This window comes from Vibrio coralliirubri, from assembly GCF_024347375.1.
GTDB lineage: Bacteria > Pseudomonadota > Gammaproteobacteria > Enterobacterales > Vibrionaceae > Vibrio > Vibrio coralliirubri.
This window is the reverse complement of record NZ_AP025471.1, coordinates 1151714-1169969: the sequence shown is the minus strand read 5'-3', so window position 1 is coordinate 1169969 and position 18256 is coordinate 1151714. Positions and strand designations below refer to the sequence as shown.

The window sequence follows — 18256 nt, the reverse complement described above, 5'->3', positions numbered from 1 at the left end:
CTCAATACTAATAGTTATCATTTACTTTGATTTACACATGTACAACCTAACTGATGCGACAGATTCTATTAAGAAACAGAACCGACAAAAAAAGAGCCCTTTAGAAAACTAAAGAGCTCTTAGGATAGGTGTTATTAAGTGAACAGAATTAGCTGTTTGCTTGCTCTAGTTCAATCGTTTCGTCAGCGGCTTTCGCAGCTTCTAGCATCTTACGAATAATGAACGATGCTGCCATTGCGATACCTACCATCACGACTGCAAGAACAGTCAGCATTTGGAAGTAATCACCGTAAACCGTTTGCACGATCTCTTGTGTGATCTCTTGACCTTTCTCTAGTGCAATAGACGTTGAGAATACCGCGCCAACAATGCCTGATAGTGCGATAGCAACAGAGAACAAGCTTACTGAGAAGTTTTCAATGTGTTTAGGTGCAACAGACAGGATGAAGGCTACAACCATTGAGCCTACAATCACTTCACCGAATGCTAGGAAGAAGTGAATCGCAAGGAATACTTCTGGGCGGATCAGAACATCCTCACCCACTGTCGTTACTGCCATCGTTAGGATACCGAAAGCGATAGCCGTAAGGATGAAAGAGAAACCGACTTTGGTTGCAGTTGAGAAGTTAATGTTTTTCTTTTCTAGGTTAGAGAAGATACCCGCGATGATAGGGCCAGCAACCATACACCATAGTGGGTTCATTGCCATTGAAGCTTCAGGTGCAACAGGGATGAAGCCAAATAGATCGCCACGCATTGTGTTGATCGCTACCATTGTCATCGAAGTCATCATCTGACCGTAGTATACGAAGAAACATGTCGTCAGGAATGTGATGATTAAGATAGTGCCCATTTTCAGCATGTCTGACTTCTTCGATTTCATCATCAAAGAGACAAAGTAGATAATCGCTGCACCGCCAATTGCGTATACGATGTTTTGGCCAATATCCATGTTAGAGAACATGAAGAATACCAAGCCGATCATTGCTGCAGAAAGACCAAGGAACGCTGCCCAGTTTTTAGTGCTTACTGGTTTTTGGTCGATTTCAGCACTTGCTTCAACAAGGCCTTTGCGAACAAAGATCATCATTAGAAGCGCAGCACCGGCTAGAACCGCTGAAAGAAGGAAACCACCGTGGAAACCAACAACAAGCACTAGCATTGGGAACAGGTATTGGCCTAACAGAGCACCAATATTGTTTACTGAGTAGTTGATTGGGTAGCAGTTCTCAAAATCTTCTTGAGTTTTGAACGTGCGTTTGTAAAGACTTGGGTAAGAAGGGGACATCAAACCACGTGCATAACTTGCTAACGCAATACCACATAATGCCATCGGAACGTTGGTTGCTGCTGCACCAAGTACCAGTAAAACGTAACCACTTGCGAAGCCTAGGAAGGCAATGGTTAAAGATCGGTAAGCGCCTAAAAACTTGTCGGCGATAAAGCCACCTGCGATAGCAAATAGCGGTCCGATTGCAGAGAAAGCACCAACAACCATCATAGTGTCGGCTTCATTGTAGTTCAGATCTTCAAGGAAGAAACGAGTCAAGATCACCATGACGCCATAGAACGAAAGTCCGAACATCATTTGGCAGAACATCATTGATTTGTTTAATCTATTCCACATTATTTTATTCTCACATTTGTATTAATATGTAGTGTAATTACCCGATTATAATATCATTACTAGTAATACATAAACTGAAACATCTGTCCCAAACAGAACTTTACTCGATATATCTTTTCTTATGAGTGCATTCATATTTTTCATGAATGAAATTTGCAACGTTAGATTTTGCTAGTGGATGCATGGTGGTATGAAATTTAGCCATCATCATTTGTGGCTAAGTAATGAACTAATAAAGGGAAAGTTAGAGGTGAGCATTCTGTAAGTTATTTTGAGTGAGTATCACTTTCAATTAGCTGTTGGGCTTTAGCCAATAAAAAAGCCAGCTTGGTGAACTGACCCCCAATAGTTGGACACCAATTATTGGGGGTCTTTTTATGTCCAAATATAGCCGAGAGCTAAAATGTATCATTGCTAAGCAATACTTAGATGGCACGTCATCTCTCTACTTAGCAAAACAATATTCAATTTCTTCAAGGCAGATACGGTATTGGGCTCAAGTCTTTGCCATCCATGGTACTGATTCATTTTTACCAACTAATCATGCCGCGACTGCTCAAACAAAACGAAAAGCATTGAATTTAATGTGGACGAATGAATGGTCTCTCACGCACACTAGCGCTGTATTAAACCTCTCATCCCCTGGAATACTCTCTGTCTGGCTTAAACGATTTAATGAGCTCGGTATCAAGGGGCTCGAAATGCGCCAGAAAGGAAGACCCTCAATGAAACAGCAACCTCAACGTACCACTAAGCCTGATAATGAAATGACACTTGAGGAGCTAAAAGAGGAGTTGGTCTACTTACGAACCGAGAATGCCGTTCTAAAAAAGTTGGAAGAGTTGGAGCAGAAAAAAAACCGTCGAACAAAGAAAAAGCGGTCATAGCTCTAACTCTTAAAGGCAAGTACCCATTAAAGCACTTACTGCACACTCTACAGTTGGCAAAAAGTGTCTTTTATTATCAGGCTCAAACGAGCAAGCGCCAAAATAGCTACGAACGTGAGCTGCGGTTGATAAAGTCAATTTATCATGAACATAAGGGGCGATACGGCTACCGCCGTATTCACTTGGAACTAAAGAATCAGGGGTTCGTGCTTAATCACAAAACGGTTCAAAGGCTTATGGCTCAGCTCAACCTTAAATCGACGGTCAGGATTAAAAAGTATCGTTCATACCGAGGAGAGTCAGGAAAAGCTGCTCCCAACGTTCTTGAAAGAGATTTTAGTGCGACTCAACCCGATGAAAAGTGGGTAACTGATGTCACGGAGTTCAAAGTCAAAGAGCAGAAAGTATACTTATCTCCCGTTGTCGACTTGTTTACTCAGGAGGTGGTTGCTTATAGAGTGGCCAAAAATGCCTGCTTGCCGCTTGTCACAGATATGCTGACGGAAGCTATATCAACGCTTAAACCCAACTCAAAGCCAATTATACATAGCGATCAAGGTTGGCAATATCGCCATCGACAGTATCAGAAAAAGGTAGCGGAGAGTGGGTTAACGCAAAGCATGTCGAGAAAAGGTAACTGCTTGGATAATGCTGTTGCTGAAAACTTTTTTGCTTTACTCAAAACCGAGATGTATCACAACCAAAGCTTTGAAGATGCAGATGCTCTGATAGAGCAGATTAAAGAATACATCGAGTACTACAATACCAAACGTATAAAAGTGAAACTAAAAGGCCTGACTCCGATAGAATATCGAACTCAGGCCTTGAAAGCCGCTTAACAGAAATGTCCAACTTTACGGGGTCACTTCATGGTGGCTGGCTTTGTTGAGATATTGAAAACTAAGTTTACAAGAATGCCGTCTCTGTAGAGGGTTTCTTCACTCGTGTCCTTGTCTGTTATTCACACGGTGGTGCCATGTGGATCACGGCTAACCCACCTAAAGATGTTTCGCGGTACTTTTTGTTCATGTCTTTACCTGTTTGGTACATGGTCTCGATAACCTTGTCTAACGAGATAAGACATTTACTCGTACGTTTTAGTGCCATACGTGATGCGTTGATCGCCTTCATTGCGCCCATCGCGTTACGCTCAATGCATGGTACTTGAACCAGTCCGCCAATTGGGTCACAGGTCATACCCAGTGAGTGCTCCATCGCGATCTCAGCTGCGATACAGATTTGCTCGTTACTACCACCACGAAGGGCCGTTAAGCCTGCCGCTGCCATTGAAGAAGATACGCCAACTTCACCTTGGCAGCCTACCTCTGCACCTGAAATAGACGCATTGGTTTTGTATAGAATACCGATAGCGCCAGATACCGCTAAGAAGTCTTTGAGCTGCTTGGTATCAAGCTCTTTGATAAAGCGATGGTAGTACATTAAAACAGCAGGGATAACGCCAGCCGCACCGTTGGTTGGCGATGTGACCACCTGGCCACCTGCTGCATTCTCTTCACTTACAGCAAAGGCAAACAGGTTAATCCAATCCATGATCTCCATTGGATCGTTTTCAATCGAGGCATTCGCTTCAAGCTTTTTCAGCAGAGCAGGCGCTCGACGTGTTACTTCTAATCCGCCATCAAGGATGCCTTCGGTATCGAAGCCACGTTGCATACACAGAGACATCACTTTCCAGATTTGGTCGGCTTTTTGGTCAATCACATCCATACCTTGGAATGAGACTTCATTGCGCAGGATTAAGCCTCCAAGGCTAAGCCCTTGTTGTTCAGACAATTCAAGTAATTGATCGGCAGAAGTAAAAGGGAATTCAACTTGTGTTTCTGACTCTGACTTGCCGTTTTGTAGCTCATCAGCGGTTGCGATAAAGCCACCACCAATCGAGTAGTACGTTTCCATATCTAGAAGACTACCGCTTGCGTCAAAGGTAGAGATGGTCATGCCATTTTCATGAAGCGGAAGATTAGTTTTATGGAAGAGTAAATCGCTTTCTACATCGAAGTGAATTTCATGGTTACCGCTAACCAGTAGAGATTTATCTTCAATCGCTTTACGCATTGCTTGGTTAGCACTGGTAATCTTAATAGTGTCGGGGCGGTTACCGAGCAAACCTAACAAAGTTGCTCTGTCTGTGTGGTGACCAATACCCGTCAATGATAATGAGCCGTATAAGTCGATTTGAATACGCTTCACTTGCTTAAGATGAGCATCAATTTTTTGGGTAAAGTTAAACCCAGCGATCATTGGTCCATTTGTGTGGGAGCTGGACGGGCCAACCCCAATTTTGTAGATATCAAAAATAGACAGCATAGTAACTTCCTGTGAAGACGGTTCGATGAACGAACTCTGGTTAAAGTATATCTTTTGTTAACCTCACTTCTTTGAGTGAGCGTATTCTTTCAATGAGATTAATGTTAACAAGCGTATAGTTCGATGAAATACAAGACCGTGCTATTTTTGCTTTATATAGCTGCACGTTGATTCTTGTGTACCTTAAGATGTTGCTATCAATAGTGAGCATTATTGCGAGCTACATTTAGGAATTTAAAAATACTTTTGTTAAGAACTATTGTATACATAATTCACTCCATCTAATCACTAAAACGAGACTTGAACATAAAATGAGCATTAATCACCTCCTTATTGTGCTAGGTAAGCGACTTAATGGGAATAAATTGACTGATGAAGGCATCAGTCGAGTTGATGCTTTGGTGGAGTATCTGGTGGGGCCTTTGGCAGAAGAGTCTATTCAGAAAACGGGTGTTGCATTTTGTGGTGGGGTAACAAAAGGGCAAACACTGTCTGAAGCCGATGCGATGCACCAATATTTTAGGAAGCTTGAAAATAAGCTTGAACATCCGCTTTCCTTGGGGGCGATTTTACTCGAGCAGCATTCGACCAATACTGTCGAGAACATACAGAACTTGGCCTCAGAGATGATTAAAAGCGGGCTGTTTACTCGCGGGCAGAGTGTGAAGGTGACGTTCGTTTCGAATGACTACCATTTACAACGTATTTTCGAGATCCAATCACTAATGGACGAACAAGGCTTGCTTAAGGTTTTGGTCGAGAAGTGCTCTGCACTTGGGGTGGAACTACAAATCGATCCTCAGCTAGAAGCTCATGTTGCTGTGCCATATCCTCATCAAAATACTCAAGGGCAATTGTTTTTGTGGATGGATGTGCTGACAACCTATCGAGTTTATCTTGAAGGTGTTTCTGCGGGAACATTCAAGCGAGATTTGGAGTTAGTTAGGGGGGAGCCTGAAAGACTGTCGTTGGAGTCACTGATAGCCGTAAAGGAACTCGTTGGACGTTCATCTGACTTTGACATTGTGGAGAGTTTACTACCAGTATTGGAGCGCTGTATCCAGCAGACTTCAGTGGGTACAGACATAAAAAAAATCAGGGAATACCTAGCTCTACTAGATACTAACCTGACTTTATTGAATCGTTATTTAGATCCGGAATCGGATCACACACATTGCTGGTGGCGATAGGTGATTATTTCTTTCTCGTGATGCCAATAACGGTCTTTAAGCTCGCAAAGGCAATCAAACAGTAAGCTAGAAGCTCAGTGCCTTCTTCAGCGATGGTCTTAACATTACTTATATAATGTTCTCCCATTACGCCATGCCAAAAGCTACCCATGCCAAATAAGCGTGAGAAAACAAGTAAAAGCATAACACCAGTAACCAACATGTTCATGTGTGGGGATGCAAGAATAAGCGCGAGCTGATCAATGGTTCGTTTACCGTTTTTAATCGCATATAAAATTGCGCTACCAGCAACCAATAGGGCAGGGACAACCCAAGCGCCATGTACGATCATGTCAAACCAATAATCTAATTCTCGGACGAACATTACGGCGAAAAATGCGCTGATTAACATAGCGGCATGTTTTACCTCAGGACGTTTTTTAGCGAGGTAAGCAAATGCGCCAGAAGAGACGATTAAAAGAAATTGCTGTAGCATTTCAGTGACTGAATTTTCACCGATTCTTCCACTCAAGAAAACGAAATCAATGCGGATTGCAAGGTTGACTATAAAACCAATCGCTAAAACTACCAGTGCTGTTTGACAGCGTTTGTAGATTACCGCAGAGGTCGACTGAGATAGGTTGAACTCTGGTATCTCAAGTGACATTTGAGTTTGTTCTTTCGATTTTGTTTGTATTTTCATAATCAACACTACTTGTAAATATTTGTAACAGGCAGGCATTCTATCGGCCTAGATTAGGCTAATGTCAGAGTTGTGTTAGGAATAAAACGGTGTTCAATTGGTGTGTGTGTACGGTAAACCGCTGCCTTATGGCAGGCAGTTTACGTAACATAATTGAATTTTTAGGGGGAGGGTTTTAAAGCTTTGATATTGGAAACTTGTAATAGAAGTTATTACTTTTCAGTTTCTTGATCATGGTTATTGCGGTAGTACTCCCACTGTTCAATGCGCTCGCCGTCATCGAATACACAGTAAGTTGTACGCTGATTGTTTTCAGTAACCGTGTCTAATTCACCGTCCTGTTGAACACAATAAACCGCTGCTGGGTTAGCGACTGAAACACGTTGGCCTTCGCTATATTCTGCATAGTCGTTTGCACAACCGCCTAATACAACGGCACATACAGCCATCAAACCAATTTTCTTCATGTCTATCTCCTACGTGATAACTCTATAATCGAATGCGTTAAGTTCTACAGAACCAAATGAGAAGCTCTATGAAATTAGTATATTTTAGATTTCAGAAAAGGTTGTCCTAATTTGGTCAAGATATTGAAATAGGTTGATATTTCTTCATGTTTAACGACTTTTTGAGTGTTAGATCAAGCTAAGTGGATTCAAGTTACCGTTGGAGTATCCCCGTCCGATCAGTCCTGGTTGGCGGTTGTGAACCTCGAATCTATTGATGATTATGATATGATGCCGCCAAATTCAGTAGAGCAGTCAGAATCATGAGACACCTAAAAACAACCATCCACCCTGATATCGAGCATCTAGACAATAAAACGGTCTATAAGCGCAACGCTGCCCGTGCCATTGTGTTAGATGGTGAAGACATTCTGATGCTGTATACAGAGCGTTATCACGACTACACCATTCCTGGTGGTGGTTTGGATGAAGGGGAAGATGTGATCGCAGGTATGGTTCGTGAACTCGAAGAAGAGACTGGCGCGAAGAATATCCATAGCATCAAGCCGTTCGGCATTTTTGAAGAGTTTCGTCCTTGGTATAAAGACGATGCAGACATGATGCACATGATTTCTTACTGCTACTCATGCAAGATTGATCGTGAGCTTGGTGAAACGGCTTACGAAGATTATGAAGTGAAAAACGGGATGAAACCGGTTTGGATGAATATCCAGGAAGCGATCGCTCACAACGAAAAGACGATGGCAGAGAGCCCTAAGAAAGGCATGAGTATTGAACGTGAAACCTTTTTGCTGCATTTGATTGCCAAAGAGATGCTTTAGCCGTTATCAATACTTGGGGCTGTTGACCTTTCGAGCTGGGTTTTGCGGCATCTTGTGGGAAATTTATACAAGGAAGAGGTTTTGACGTGTAGTTGGCCTACATGAAAAGCCGATAACGCAGTAGAAATGAACCACAAGAGCTGCCCGAAGGGGTCGAGCTAGGCGCCCCTACAAAAATCGTTTTATGCTTTGTTGAAGAATATTTGCTTAGAATGACTAGGCTACATACTCTTCGCCGCGCCTAAAACGATTTTGACTAGGCGTCCCCATCCGAACAAAACTTAATCACGAAAGGTCAACAGCCCCAGGCCTGCTAAGCTATTTATTTGCCGCCACTTTTGGCGGCAAAGTTGTTTCTAGCAATGCTAAAATGTAATACCCGAAACTAACTATTGAATATGGTTGATATTGTCAACTAAGTGTTTTTGATGTATCTTTACCTCAGCGATGAACCTATCTAGCTTAACTGCCCGGTTATATCGTTAAATCTTGCTGTGAGCCTGCCCTAAACAAAGAATACTATGAATAAAAGACAGTTTATTGCCCATTATCTGCGCATGAATCGCACCTCGTACTTATTGGCGATTGTGTTCATCTTTCTCGTCAACTGGTTACAAGTAGAGATCCCTCGCTATATCCAATTGGCGATAGATTTGATTGATGATGCCTCTTCAACTGGCCACCAACAGCTTCAAACCTATGTTTGGATTGTGGTCGGTATGTCGGTTGCCATGGTGGTGGTGAGAATTTTGTCTCGTATCTATGCGCTTAATCCGGGGCGAATTACTGAAGCAGCACTAAAGAGTACACTTCTACAAAAGCTGAATCGCTTACCAAGCAGTTTCCATGAACGCTTTGCTTCGGGTCGACTGATCTCGATTATCAACAATGACCTTAGTGGTATTCGACTGCTGTTTGGCGTCGGCTTCTTGCAGTTCTTCAATGCGTTGCTTGCGTTGTCGCTGACGCCTCTTTACATGTGGCGCATATCGCCAGAACTCACACTGTATTCGATTATTCCTATCTCAATCGCTTTTGTGATTTTCCGTGTGGGCTTCAAGCGTATGAAAACACTGCATTTAGAACACATGAAGCGCCTACAAAACCTGTCTGCCCAGTTAATGAGTTATCTGTCTGGGATTGACTTGATTAAGAGCCAGCAGATGTCACCTTGGGTGAAAGCCGAAACTGAAAAGCTGAACCAGTTATTGCTTGAATGCCGCCTTAAAATTACACGCATTCAAGTCTTCTTTATGCCGGTACTCGACTACGCCAATGACCTGATGAAAATCATCATTCTTGGGCTAGGTGGCTACATGTTAATGAGACAAGGACTCACACTTGGTGAGATTACTGCTTTCCTAACTTACTCAGTTTTACTGGCTATGCCATTGATGCAGCTTGGCAGAATCGCAACCATTTATCAGCGTGGCATGGTAGGAATTCAGAGTACACAGACTATTCTTAATGCCAAAGTTCCCGAGCTTGATGAAGATAAGCTCACTGAGTTAGATGTTGAATCGCTAAGGGGAAAAACGTTTTCCGTTCGCAATCTCAGTTTCAGCTATTCGGGTGAAGAGCGTGTGATTCTTGATGACATCAGCTTTGATATTCCTGCTGGTAAGAAAGTGGGTGTGCTAGGTGGAATCGGAGCGGGTAAAACGACATTAGTGAACTGCTTGAACCATCACTTGGATGTACCAGAAAGTTCGGTTTTCCTTGGCGAAAGGGATATCACTAGCTTCTCACGCAGTGACTTGCGTCGTTACGTGAAAACCGTGACTCAAGACCCTTTCCTGTTTTCAGCAACCGTCGAGGACAATATCCGCTTTGGCAGCTTAGATACTGACTTGGCAAAGAGTCAGGTTGATGAAGTGCTGGAGCTCAGCCAGTTGGCGAGTGACGTTACTCGTTTTGAGCATGGTGACCAAACCTTAGTCGGTGAGAAAGGGATCATGCTGTCAGGCGGTCAGAAGCAGCGTTTAAGTATTGCTCGCGCTTTATTACAACCCACCGATCTGATCATCATGGACAACGTTCTATCGGCCGTCGACTATGAAACAGAACGAAAGATCTTGGAAGGCTTGTTTAAGCGCTTGGAAAATCAATCAGTACTTGTGGTTTCACACCGTGTTAATGCCCTTGAATATATGGATGAAATCATTGTGTTGAACGAAGGTAAAGTGATCGCGAAGGGCGACCATACCACGTTATTGAAAACGTGTGATTACTATTACGATACATGGCAGTTACAGCAGAATGAAACGGAGGCAGCAGCATGTTAAAAGGTGTTGATCTCAAGTACCTCAAGCACTTTTTTAAGTTTGCTAAGAAATACAAACGCTCTGCGATTCTGGGCATCGCTATGCTTCCGCTCTCTGTCATTACAAGCTTATTGTTTCCTTGGCTGATCATTCAAGTGATTGATGTACACCTGAGCCATGGGGATATGGATGGACTGCTCGAGTACGTTTTCTATCTAGTCGCAGTTCTGGTGGCGAGTTATGTGGTGGATACTATCTATTCGTATAACCTGCGAAAAACGGGTCAATATACGATAACCGACATGCGTTCAGTGTTGTTTGCTCGCGTGCTTAAACTGCCACGCAGCTATTTTGATAACACACCGATTGGCGTAACACTTTCACGATTAACCAGTGACTTGGAAACCATCGGCGAGACATTTGTTCAGTCGGTTGTAGGTCTAGTTAAAGACAGCATCAATACCATTGCTCTGTTGGTGATGATGTTCTTCATTGACTGGCAGTTAACGATGATTGTGTTGATTATCATGCCGCCAGTGATGTATTTGACGGTGTATGTGAGAAACCGACTTCGTGCTTTTTATAAGGTGACTCGTTCTTCGCTCGCTCGTGGTATTGGCTTTTTACAAGAAGTACTATTTGGTATGAAAACCGTTCAGATGTATCGAGCGGAAGAGCAAGTCGAACAACGCTACCAAGGCTATACTGATGAGTTTCTGAGAGCACAGAAGAAAATCAATAAATACGATGCGATTTTGTTCTCATTTATCTCTGGCATCACCTCAATCACCATCGCAATTATGATCTGGTATGGCTCTGAGCAAGTGATAGAAGGGGCACTCACCTTGGGTGTGCTTATTGCGTTCATCAACACCTTAGAGAAAGTGTTTGTTCCGATCCGTGACTTTACTTCGCAGATTGCTTCGATTCAGAGTTCATTCGCAGCGTTTGACCATATTGAAGAGCTGTTTGTTGAGCCGACTGAAGAGGAAGGGCGCAACCTGCTGCCATCTAACAAGGTTGAGAAACAGCTCGAACAGTTTGTGAGCCTTGAGTTTAAGAACGTGAGCTTCCGTTACAAAAACGACTCTCCCTACGTTCTAAAGAATGTCTCGTTTGTATTGGAGAAAGGGCATCAAATCGCGCTTGTGGGTTCTACGGGATCGGGCAAGTCGACGATTCTGCGTCTGATCTCTAAAACTTACCAAGACTATGAAGGTAGCATTCTACTGAATGGAATAGAGCTGTCGCAGATCTCTAGTGAAGACTCTGCTCATTTGTTCTCAATGATGATGCAAGACGTACACTTATTTGAAGAGACAATCCAATTCAATATCGCACTGGGCAAAACGCACCTATCTAGAACTGAGGTTGAACAAGCAGCACGCTATGTGTACGCCGATAAGTTTATTGAACAATTGCCACAAAGCTATGACTTCCACTTGGAAAAGAACGGCTCCAATTTGTCGGTGGGGCAAACGCAGCTTATTTCGTTTGCTAGAGCGGTTGCACAAGGTGGACAACTGATGATGCTTGATGAGGCGACCAGCTCGGTAGATTCAATCACCGAAGACCTCATCCAAAAAGCGATGCAGCGTCTGTTTAAGGAAAAAACCGTGATTGCGATTGCACACCGTTTGAGTACCGTTCGTCACTCGGATACGATTCTGGTATTGGAACAGGGTGAAATTGTTGAGCAAGGTAATCATCAACAGCTAGTCGCACACAATGGAATTTATGCTGGCTTGTTACAAGAGTCGATTGTCGAAACGAACGATTCCCAAGTTACGGTAGCCTGATTGCCTCAAATCAGGCTGTTGCTTTCGATGGGACGAACTGGCCTTGCCTATGCTTCTCCAGTTTCTATTGTTTTCTAATATTCCCAATAGGTTAGGGAAATTAAACATATTTTTCGATTATTAATATGTTATGATCTCCCTACTACTAAAGGGGTGTCTTCGGGCATCGGGATGTATGCGAGCAAAACGTAAGTGCTTGTGTCAGTCACTTTCTGGCGAATATGGAATCGAAGATGTTGTTGGAAGAAGTTGTAGAAATTATCGAATTAACCGACTCAGACCATTTATCTCAAGCAATGGAACTGTTTAACGAGCATGGTTTTGTTGATGCTGAGTCTTTACCTTTTATGAATGTTGTTTTTGAAACAGCACCGGATCACCTTGCGAAGAAGTTGTCGCAGATTGGTTTTAAAGGTTTAGTGCAAGTCGAAAAGAATGAAGATGCATCGGGCTTCACCATTATTAATGCTGACTGTGTTCTGCTGAAAGACTCTGCTTAACTGTAAGACTCTGCTTAACTGTAAGACTTTGCTTAGCTACAAGACTCTGCTTAACTGTAAGACTCTGCTTAACTGTAAGACTTTGCTTAGCTACAAGACTCAGCTTAACTGTAAGATTCTTCTTAATGACAAGAATAAGATTCAGCTTAGTGAAAAGACTCTATCCAGTTCAGTAACACCCGTTATGATTATTTGAGGTTAACACAGTGACAACAGCAACCGTTTCATCAACAGAGCAACACATTTCCAATGAACATGCGCTTTTAGGTGCATCGTTATTAGCGTCTCAAAAAGTTGAGTTGGCTCTGTTCAGTGTTATCTCTAAATTAGCTAAAGCACTGCCAAAGGAACAACAGCAGCAGTCGTTAGGTTTGGATTTGGATACCTTTTTAAGGGAAAAGCCAAATGAGCAAGCCTCTACGCTGAGCCTATACGAACAGACGTTTGGTGAGCAACTTCCTTTAAAGACAAATGAAATCAGCGATTTTATTTATCACCGAAACTTGGTAACTCGTGGCTTTTGGCGTGTGACTGGGGCTGATGTTAAAGGCGGTGAGAAGCTAGCGAACCCAGAGCTTTATTTAAAAGAGTTCTTGGCCAAGTGCGAATACTGGCAAGTGATGATTGATACTCAAACCAAGTAATCAAATTGAAATAAGAAAGCCATAGCGAATGAACTGACCCCCAATAGTTGGACACCAATTATTGGGGGTCTTTTTATGTCCAAATATAGCCGAGAGCTAAAATGTATCATTGCTAAGCAATACTTAGATGGCACGTCATCTCTCTACTTAGCAAAACAATATTCAATTTCTTCAAGGCAGATACGGTATTGGGCTCAAGTCTTTGCCATCCATGGTACTGATTCATTTTTACCAACTAATCATGCCGCGACTGCTCAAACAAAACGAAAAGCATTGAATTTAATGTGGACGAATGAATGGTCTCTCACGCACACTAGCGCTGTATTAAACCTCTCATCCCCTGGAATACTCTCTGTCTGGCTTAAACGATTTAATGAGCTCGGTATCAAGGGGCTCGAAATGCGCCAGAAAGGAAGACCCTCAATGAAACAGCAACCTCAACGTACCACTAAGCCTGATAATGAAATGACACTTGAGGAGCTAAAAGAGGAGTTGGTCTACTTACGAACCGAGAATGCCGTTCTAAAAAAGTTGGAAGAGTTGGAGCAGAAAAAAAACCGTCGAACAAAGAAAAAGCGGTCATAGCTCTAACTCTTAAAGGCAAGTACCCATTAAAGCACTTACTGCACACTCTACAGTTGGCAAAAAGTGTCTTTTATTATCAGGCTCAAACGAGCAAGCGCCAAAATAGCTACGAACGTGAGCTGCGGTTGATAAAGTCAATTTATCATGAACATAAGGGGCGATACGGCTACCGCCGTATTCACTTGGAACTAAAGAATCAGGGGTTCGTGCTTAATCACAAAACGGTTCAAAGGCTTATGGCTCAGCTCAACCTTAAATCGACGGTCAGGATTAAAAAGTATCGTTCATACCGAGGAGAGTCAGGAAAAGCTGCTCCCAACGTTCTTGAAAGAGATTTTAGTGCGACTCAACCCGATGAAAAGTGGGTAACTGATGTCACGGAGTTCAAAGTCAAAGAGCAGAAAGTATACTTATCTCCCGTTGTCGACTTGTTTACTCAGGAGGTGGTTGCTTATAGAGTGGCCAAAAATGCCTGCTTGCCGCTTGTCACAGATATGCTGACGGAAGCTATATCAACGCTTAAACCCAACTCAAAGCCAATTATACATAGCGATCAAGGTTGGCAATATCGCCATCGACAGTATCAGAAAAAGGTAGCGGAGAGTGGGTTAACGCAAAGCATGTCGAGAAAAGGTAACTGCTTGGATAATGCTGTTGCTGAAAACTTTTTTGCTTTACTCAAAACCGAGATGTATCACAACCAAAGCTTTGAAGATGCAGATGCTCTGATAGAGCAGATTAAAGAATACATCGAGTACTACAATACCAAACGTATAAAAGTGAAACTAAAAGGCCTGACTCCGATAGAATATCGAACTCAGGCCTTGAAAGCCGCTTAACAGAAATGTCCAACTTTACGGGGTCACTTCAGAACATGCTATGGCTTTTTTGTTTGTGTAAACCATGCTGTATTTTTTAAAGCAGATGATTACCACGAATACTGAGAACATCGCTGATATTACTTTAAATATCCCTCCAAAATTTAAAGCATCATCTTCAATACATAGTTCCTAGAGACAAAGTGGTGTTTAAGTGCAGCACAAACATGAAGAACAACTAAACAGGCTAGGGCAATACAACTGGCACGATGTAAATAGAAAAAGAAGCCGTTGATTGCAGGGTCGGTAATTGGGTTGTTCACGCTCACCAACCAGAATAACGAATAAGGTTCTTTTAGCATCAAATAACCGGTGGTGAAAACCATAAACATCACTAGATACATCAGGGAGTGAGCAAGTTTAGCAACGCATTTTTGCCCTTCAGGTACAGACAGTGGCATGGTTGGCGATGAGCGAAAGTGACTCCAGACATAACGAACTATGAATAATGGCGTCGCAATGGTCGCCAATGACATGTTGAGCACTGACAGAAAAGAAAACAGTTCTGGATGACTGGTGACATAGTGCATCACATACCCTGCGACTGTTGCATAGATGATGACAGATGCCATGACCCAGTGCAGCACCCGGCTCATTAAATCGTATCGTGGGTTGTTCAAATTAACCTCGCTCTGATCGTTATTAATATAAGATTCATCTCGATGCAATAAATCAACTTTTGGTATATTCGCATCGCGAATTAATTATATAGAACAGTATTACGCGGTATTTTTATAATTTAGAAATTAATGATGTTGCTTCAGGTATTTTATAATTATCAATGATGTTTTAGAGTGTTGATTCCAATAAGGAGAAGGCAGAATTGCCGACTTTCTAGCTTGTCTTGCGATTAAGAGATACAGTTAACAAAGATAAAATATATAAGGAATGTATAAATGCTTCGAATCCTATTGATTGCAGTGTTCTCACTGGTAACGACCATGAGCTTTGCAAGCGAGGAAGTTAAATACTCAGAGAAAGAGTATGTAGACCGACCATTGATGGAACGCTACATCTTAGATGAGCTGAAGCAGTTGCGAATGGAACAGCAAGATCTGGAAAGGCGCTTGACCATTCAGATGACCGATCGTGAGCTTACAGTCGCCGATAAGTCATTGAACTATGCCAATGTCACGGTCACGTATTTCTTCTACATTATTGCGGGTGTTGCTTCTCTTATTGCATTGGTTGGTTGGCAATCACTGAAAGATCTCAAACACACCACCAAGGAAATGGCTGACCAGCGACTTAATTCGATTGCTCAAGACTATGAGAAGAAGTTTAACCTTCTTGAAAGGGATCTTAAGCGCAAGACTCGAATCATCTCAGAGAACAACCGAGAAATAGAAATCATCAATGAGATTCACAACTTGTGGTTGAGGGCTCAGAATGTTCAAACTGCCGAGCAAAAAATTGAAATCTACGATGAGATCTTAAAAGTCCGCCCAGGTGATTTGGAAGCACTAACTTACAAAGCTGATGCCGCAATGGACATGCAGGAATACCACTGGGCGATGAGCTTATGTAATCGCGTGTTGGAAGTGGACGATCAAAACGCTCACGCCTTGTACCAACGTGCTTGTGCTTACGCAAGGTTAGGTGCTGAAGGCCAAGCGATCGATGACTTAGAGCGTTCTATTGAAGCGAGTGGTTCAATGAGAGAGTTGCTAACTGAAGAGCCAGACTTTGAGATGCTGCGCGGCTTAGATCGTTTTGAAGCGCTTTGTGAAGAGTAATGTCATTTAAGGTGGTGGGCTTCACACGCCCACCATATTTTGGCAACTTTTGTGGAACGGTTTCTTACATTACGTTTATTTTTTTGAATGAATTGTTATGTTATAACACTTGCCAAGTTCCTTGTTATAACCGCTAAGTATTTTATGAAGTTCCTCCCTATTGGCCTGATCGTTATCGCTATCAGTGCATTCTCGCTTTCCGTTTTGCTCCATTTTCAATCCGAAGCACCAGAAGAAATCTCAATTCAAGTCACCCCTTATAAAGATTTATTAACTCATCAAGAGGGGGCATCAAACTCATATACAGATTCAGAGGCAAGCTCAAGAACGTTGGTAAAAGTTCATTACTTCGTGAAGGTTGGAGATACGCTCAGCAACATCTTTTCGTCATGGAAACTGCCTTATGAGACAGTTCAAAAAGTGATGGAAGCGGATCTTGAGTCTTTGAAGCTCGATACAATAAAGCCTGGCGATCACCTAGAGTTGCTTTTGGATAGTGACTCTAAACAACTCGTAGAGCTGATTTTCCATGAAAGTCTCGTAGAGCAAGCTGTCTTCACTAAAAATGATGACGGAAGCTTTAATTACCAATTTCATGAAATGCCTGGCAAATGGAAAGAAAAGCTCTATAAGGGCACCGTTCATGGCAGTTTTTCAACGTCAGCATACAAAGCGGGATTAACAACCGCCCAGATCGCCAATATTACTCGAACGTTAAGAGACAAGATTAACTTCTCAAAGCAGTTAAGAGCGGGCGATGAGTTTAATGTGTTGGTCAATGAGCAATACACAGGCGACCATCTAACAGGAAAAACAGAGATCCAAGGCATATCGATTAGGTTACGAGGTAAGGAAGTTGCCGCGTTTCTTGCTTCAGATGGACGCTTCTACGACAGAGAGGGTAACAGCCTTGAGCAAGCGTTCAATCGCTACCCAATAGACAAACAATTCCGAAGAATTACTTCGCCATTTAACCCATACCGTAAGCACCCAGTGACCGGACGTATATCTCCGCATAATGGTACTGACTTCGCAACACCCGTAGGGTCGCCAGTTTATTCAACCGGTGATGGTCGAGTTATTGCTATTCGTAACCACCTGTATGCGGGGAAATACATAGTGATTGAACATAACAGTGTTTACAAAACTCGCTATCTGCACTTGAGCCGATTCTTGGTTAAGAAGGGGCAACAGGTTAAGCGTGGGCAGAAAATTGCGTTGTCTGGCACGACTGGTCGCGTAACCGGGCCGCATTTGCATTTTGAAGTACTGGTGCGTGGAAGAGCTGTGGATTCGATGAAAGCGAACTTACCTTTAGCGAGTTCTATCTTACCTGAAAATAAAGGTGCATTCTTGGCGAGAGTTGCCTCGTTTGATGACATGCTCTCCGGGCAAAAGGTTGCACGCGTAACATCAAGCTAAGTATCAGCTTATAACTGTTCTAACCCTTTGGCGGCTAATCATCAAAGGGTTGGAACGAGTTTTCATTAGGCTGCCTGATTGCTTAAAGCCTAATAGATTAAGCGACGACAACCGCCGTGCCGCTCGCTGATACCATCAACATGCCATTACCTGTTCCTAATACTTCATAATCTATATCGACACCTACCACCGCGTTGGCACCCGCTTCAATCGCTTTTTGCTCTAACTCTTTGAATGCGTAGTTGCGTGCTTTCTCCAGTTCCTTTTCGTAGGTGCCAGAACGTCCACCCACAAAGTCACGAATTCCTGAAAACATATCTTTGAAAACATTCACCCCTAGAATGGCTTCTCCGGCGATAACCCCTTTGTAATCGACAATGCGTTTGCCTTCAACAGATTGAGTGGTGGTAATAATCATAATGGCCT

General features: G+C 42.7%; 18 protein-coding genes. 12 read left to right on the top strand and 6 right to left on the bottom strand.

All coding sequences use genetic code 11. The features are described from left to right. Window positions 1-148 precede the first annotated feature (148 nt). The gene (locus OCV20_RS21855) at window positions 149-1627 is read right to left on the bottom strand and encodes a peptide MFS transporter (protein ID WP_082242628.1); all 1479 of its coding nucleotides are present in this window, start codon (window positions 1625-1627) and stop codon (window positions 149-151) included. Window positions 1628-2004: 377 nt separating this feature from the next. Between OCV20_RS21855 and OCV20_RS21850 the strand changes: the two genes are divergently transcribed. Further along, window positions 2005-2514 (top strand): helix-turn-helix domain-containing protein, encoded by a 510-nt coding sequence (locus OCV20_RS21850; RefSeq protein ID WP_086774936.1) that lies wholly within the window; start codon window positions 2005-2007, stop codon window positions 2512-2514. Continuing rightward, complete coding sequence (locus OCV20_RS21845; RefSeq protein WP_108721729.1) at window positions 2511-3353, top strand: IS3 family transposase; 843 nt, start codon at window positions 2511-2513, stop codon at window positions 3351-3353. The genes OCV20_RS21850 and OCV20_RS21845 overlap by 4 nt, the downstream gene beginning before the upstream one ends. Before the next feature lie 118 nt (window positions 3354-3471). Here OCV20_RS21845 and OCV20_RS21840 read toward each other — a convergent pair whose 3' ends face one another. Continuing rightward, complete coding sequence (locus OCV20_RS21840) at window positions 3472-4842, bottom strand: L-serine ammonia-lyase (RefSeq protein WP_086775821.1); 1371 nt, start codon at window positions 4840-4842, stop codon at window positions 3472-3474. A gap of 311 nt (window positions 4843-5153) precedes the next feature. Here OCV20_RS21840 and OCV20_RS21835 point away from each other — a divergent pair, with 311 nt between their 5' ends. Then, window positions 5154-6032: a YdcF family protein gene (locus tag OCV20_RS21835; RefSeq protein WP_086775822.1), complete on the top strand. Its 879-nt coding sequence runs from the start codon at window positions 5154-5156 to the stop codon at window positions 6030-6032. Between the two features lie 4 nt (window positions 6033-6036). Here OCV20_RS21835 and OCV20_RS21830 read toward each other — a convergent pair whose 3' ends face one another. Beyond that, complete coding sequence (locus tag OCV20_RS21830; protein ID WP_086775829.1) at window positions 6037-6714, bottom strand: hypothetical protein; 678 nt, start codon at window positions 6712-6714, stop codon at window positions 6037-6039. Window positions 6715-6926: 212 nt separating this feature from the next. After that, window positions 6927-7181, bottom strand: a complete 255-nt coding sequence (locus tag OCV20_RS21825) for a putative hemolysin (RefSeq protein ID WP_086775823.1) — start codon at window positions 7179-7181, stop codon at window positions 6927-6929. Window positions 7182-7483: 302 nt separating this feature from the next. Here OCV20_RS21825 and OCV20_RS21820 point away from each other — a divergent pair, with 302 nt between their 5' ends. From OCV20_RS21820 to OCV20_RS21790, 7 genes are all read left to right on the top strand, one after another. Further along, a complete protein-coding gene (locus OCV20_RS21820; RefSeq protein WP_086775824.1) occupies window positions 7484-8002 on the top strand; it encodes an NUDIX hydrolase in 519 nt (172 codons plus the stop codon). 521 nt (window positions 8003-8523) lie between these two features. Then, window positions 8524-10287 carry an ABC transporter ATP-binding protein gene (locus tag OCV20_RS21815; protein ID WP_086775825.1) on the top strand — a complete coding sequence of 588 codons (1764 nt, stop codon included), beginning with the start codon at window positions 8524-8526 and terminating at the stop codon, window positions 10285-10287. Next, window positions 10281-12065: an ABC transporter ATP-binding protein gene (locus OCV20_RS21810; protein WP_086775826.1), complete on the top strand. Its 1785-nt coding sequence runs from the start codon at window positions 10281-10283 to the stop codon at window positions 12063-12065. The genes OCV20_RS21815 and OCV20_RS21810 overlap by 7 nt, the downstream gene beginning before the upstream one ends. A 233-nt stretch (window positions 12066-12298) precedes the next feature. Further along, window positions 12299-12565 carry a hypothetical protein gene (locus OCV20_RS21805; RefSeq protein WP_086775827.1) on the top strand — a complete coding sequence of 89 codons (267 nt, stop codon included), beginning with the start codon at window positions 12299-12301 and terminating at the stop codon, window positions 12563-12565. A gap of 206 nt (window positions 12566-12771) precedes the next feature. Continuing rightward, complete coding sequence (locus OCV20_RS21800; RefSeq protein ID WP_086775828.1) at window positions 12772-13209, top strand: hypothetical protein; 438 nt, start codon at window positions 12772-12774, stop codon at window positions 13207-13209. A gap of 75 nt (window positions 13210-13284) precedes the next feature. Further along, the gene (locus OCV20_RS21795) at window positions 13285-13794 is read left to right on the top strand and encodes a helix-turn-helix domain-containing protein (protein WP_086774936.1); all 510 of its coding nucleotides are present in this window, start codon (window positions 13285-13287) and stop codon (window positions 13792-13794) included. Then, window positions 13791-14633: an IS3 family transposase gene (locus tag OCV20_RS21790; protein WP_108721729.1), complete on the top strand. Its 843-nt coding sequence runs from the start codon at window positions 13791-13793 to the stop codon at window positions 14631-14633. Before OCV20_RS21795 ends, OCV20_RS21790 begins: the two co-directional genes overlap by 4 nt. Window positions 14634-14776: 143 nt before the next feature. On the opposite strand, the gene OCV20_RS21785 is transcribed toward OCV20_RS21790, so the two are convergent. After that, window positions 14777-15244 (bottom strand): cytochrome b, encoded by a 468-nt coding sequence (locus tag OCV20_RS21785; RefSeq protein WP_017079730.1) that lies wholly within the window; start codon window positions 15242-15244, stop codon window positions 14777-14779. 324 nt (window positions 15245-15568) lie between these two features. Between OCV20_RS21785 and OCV20_RS21780 the strand changes: the two genes are divergently transcribed. Both OCV20_RS21780 and OCV20_RS21775 read left to right on the top strand, forming a co-directional pair. Continuing rightward, a complete protein-coding gene (locus OCV20_RS21780; protein WP_086775095.1) occupies window positions 15569-16408 on the top strand; it encodes a tetratricopeptide repeat protein in 840 nt (279 codons plus the stop codon). Window positions 16409-16552: 144 nt separating this feature from the next. Beyond that, entirely contained in the window at window positions 16553-17830 is a 1278-nt protein-coding gene (locus OCV20_RS21775) for a peptidoglycan DD-metalloendopeptidase family protein (RefSeq protein WP_086775096.1), read from the top strand. A gap of 97 nt (window positions 17831-17927) precedes the next feature. On the opposite strand, the gene OCV20_RS21770 is transcribed toward OCV20_RS21775, so the two are convergent. Continuing rightward, window positions 17928-18248 carry a heavy metal-binding domain-containing protein gene (locus OCV20_RS21770; protein ID WP_004730185.1) on the bottom strand — a complete coding sequence of 107 codons (321 nt, stop codon included), beginning with the start codon at window positions 18246-18248 and terminating at the stop codon, window positions 17928-17930. Window positions 18249-18256: the final 8 nt, after the last annotated feature.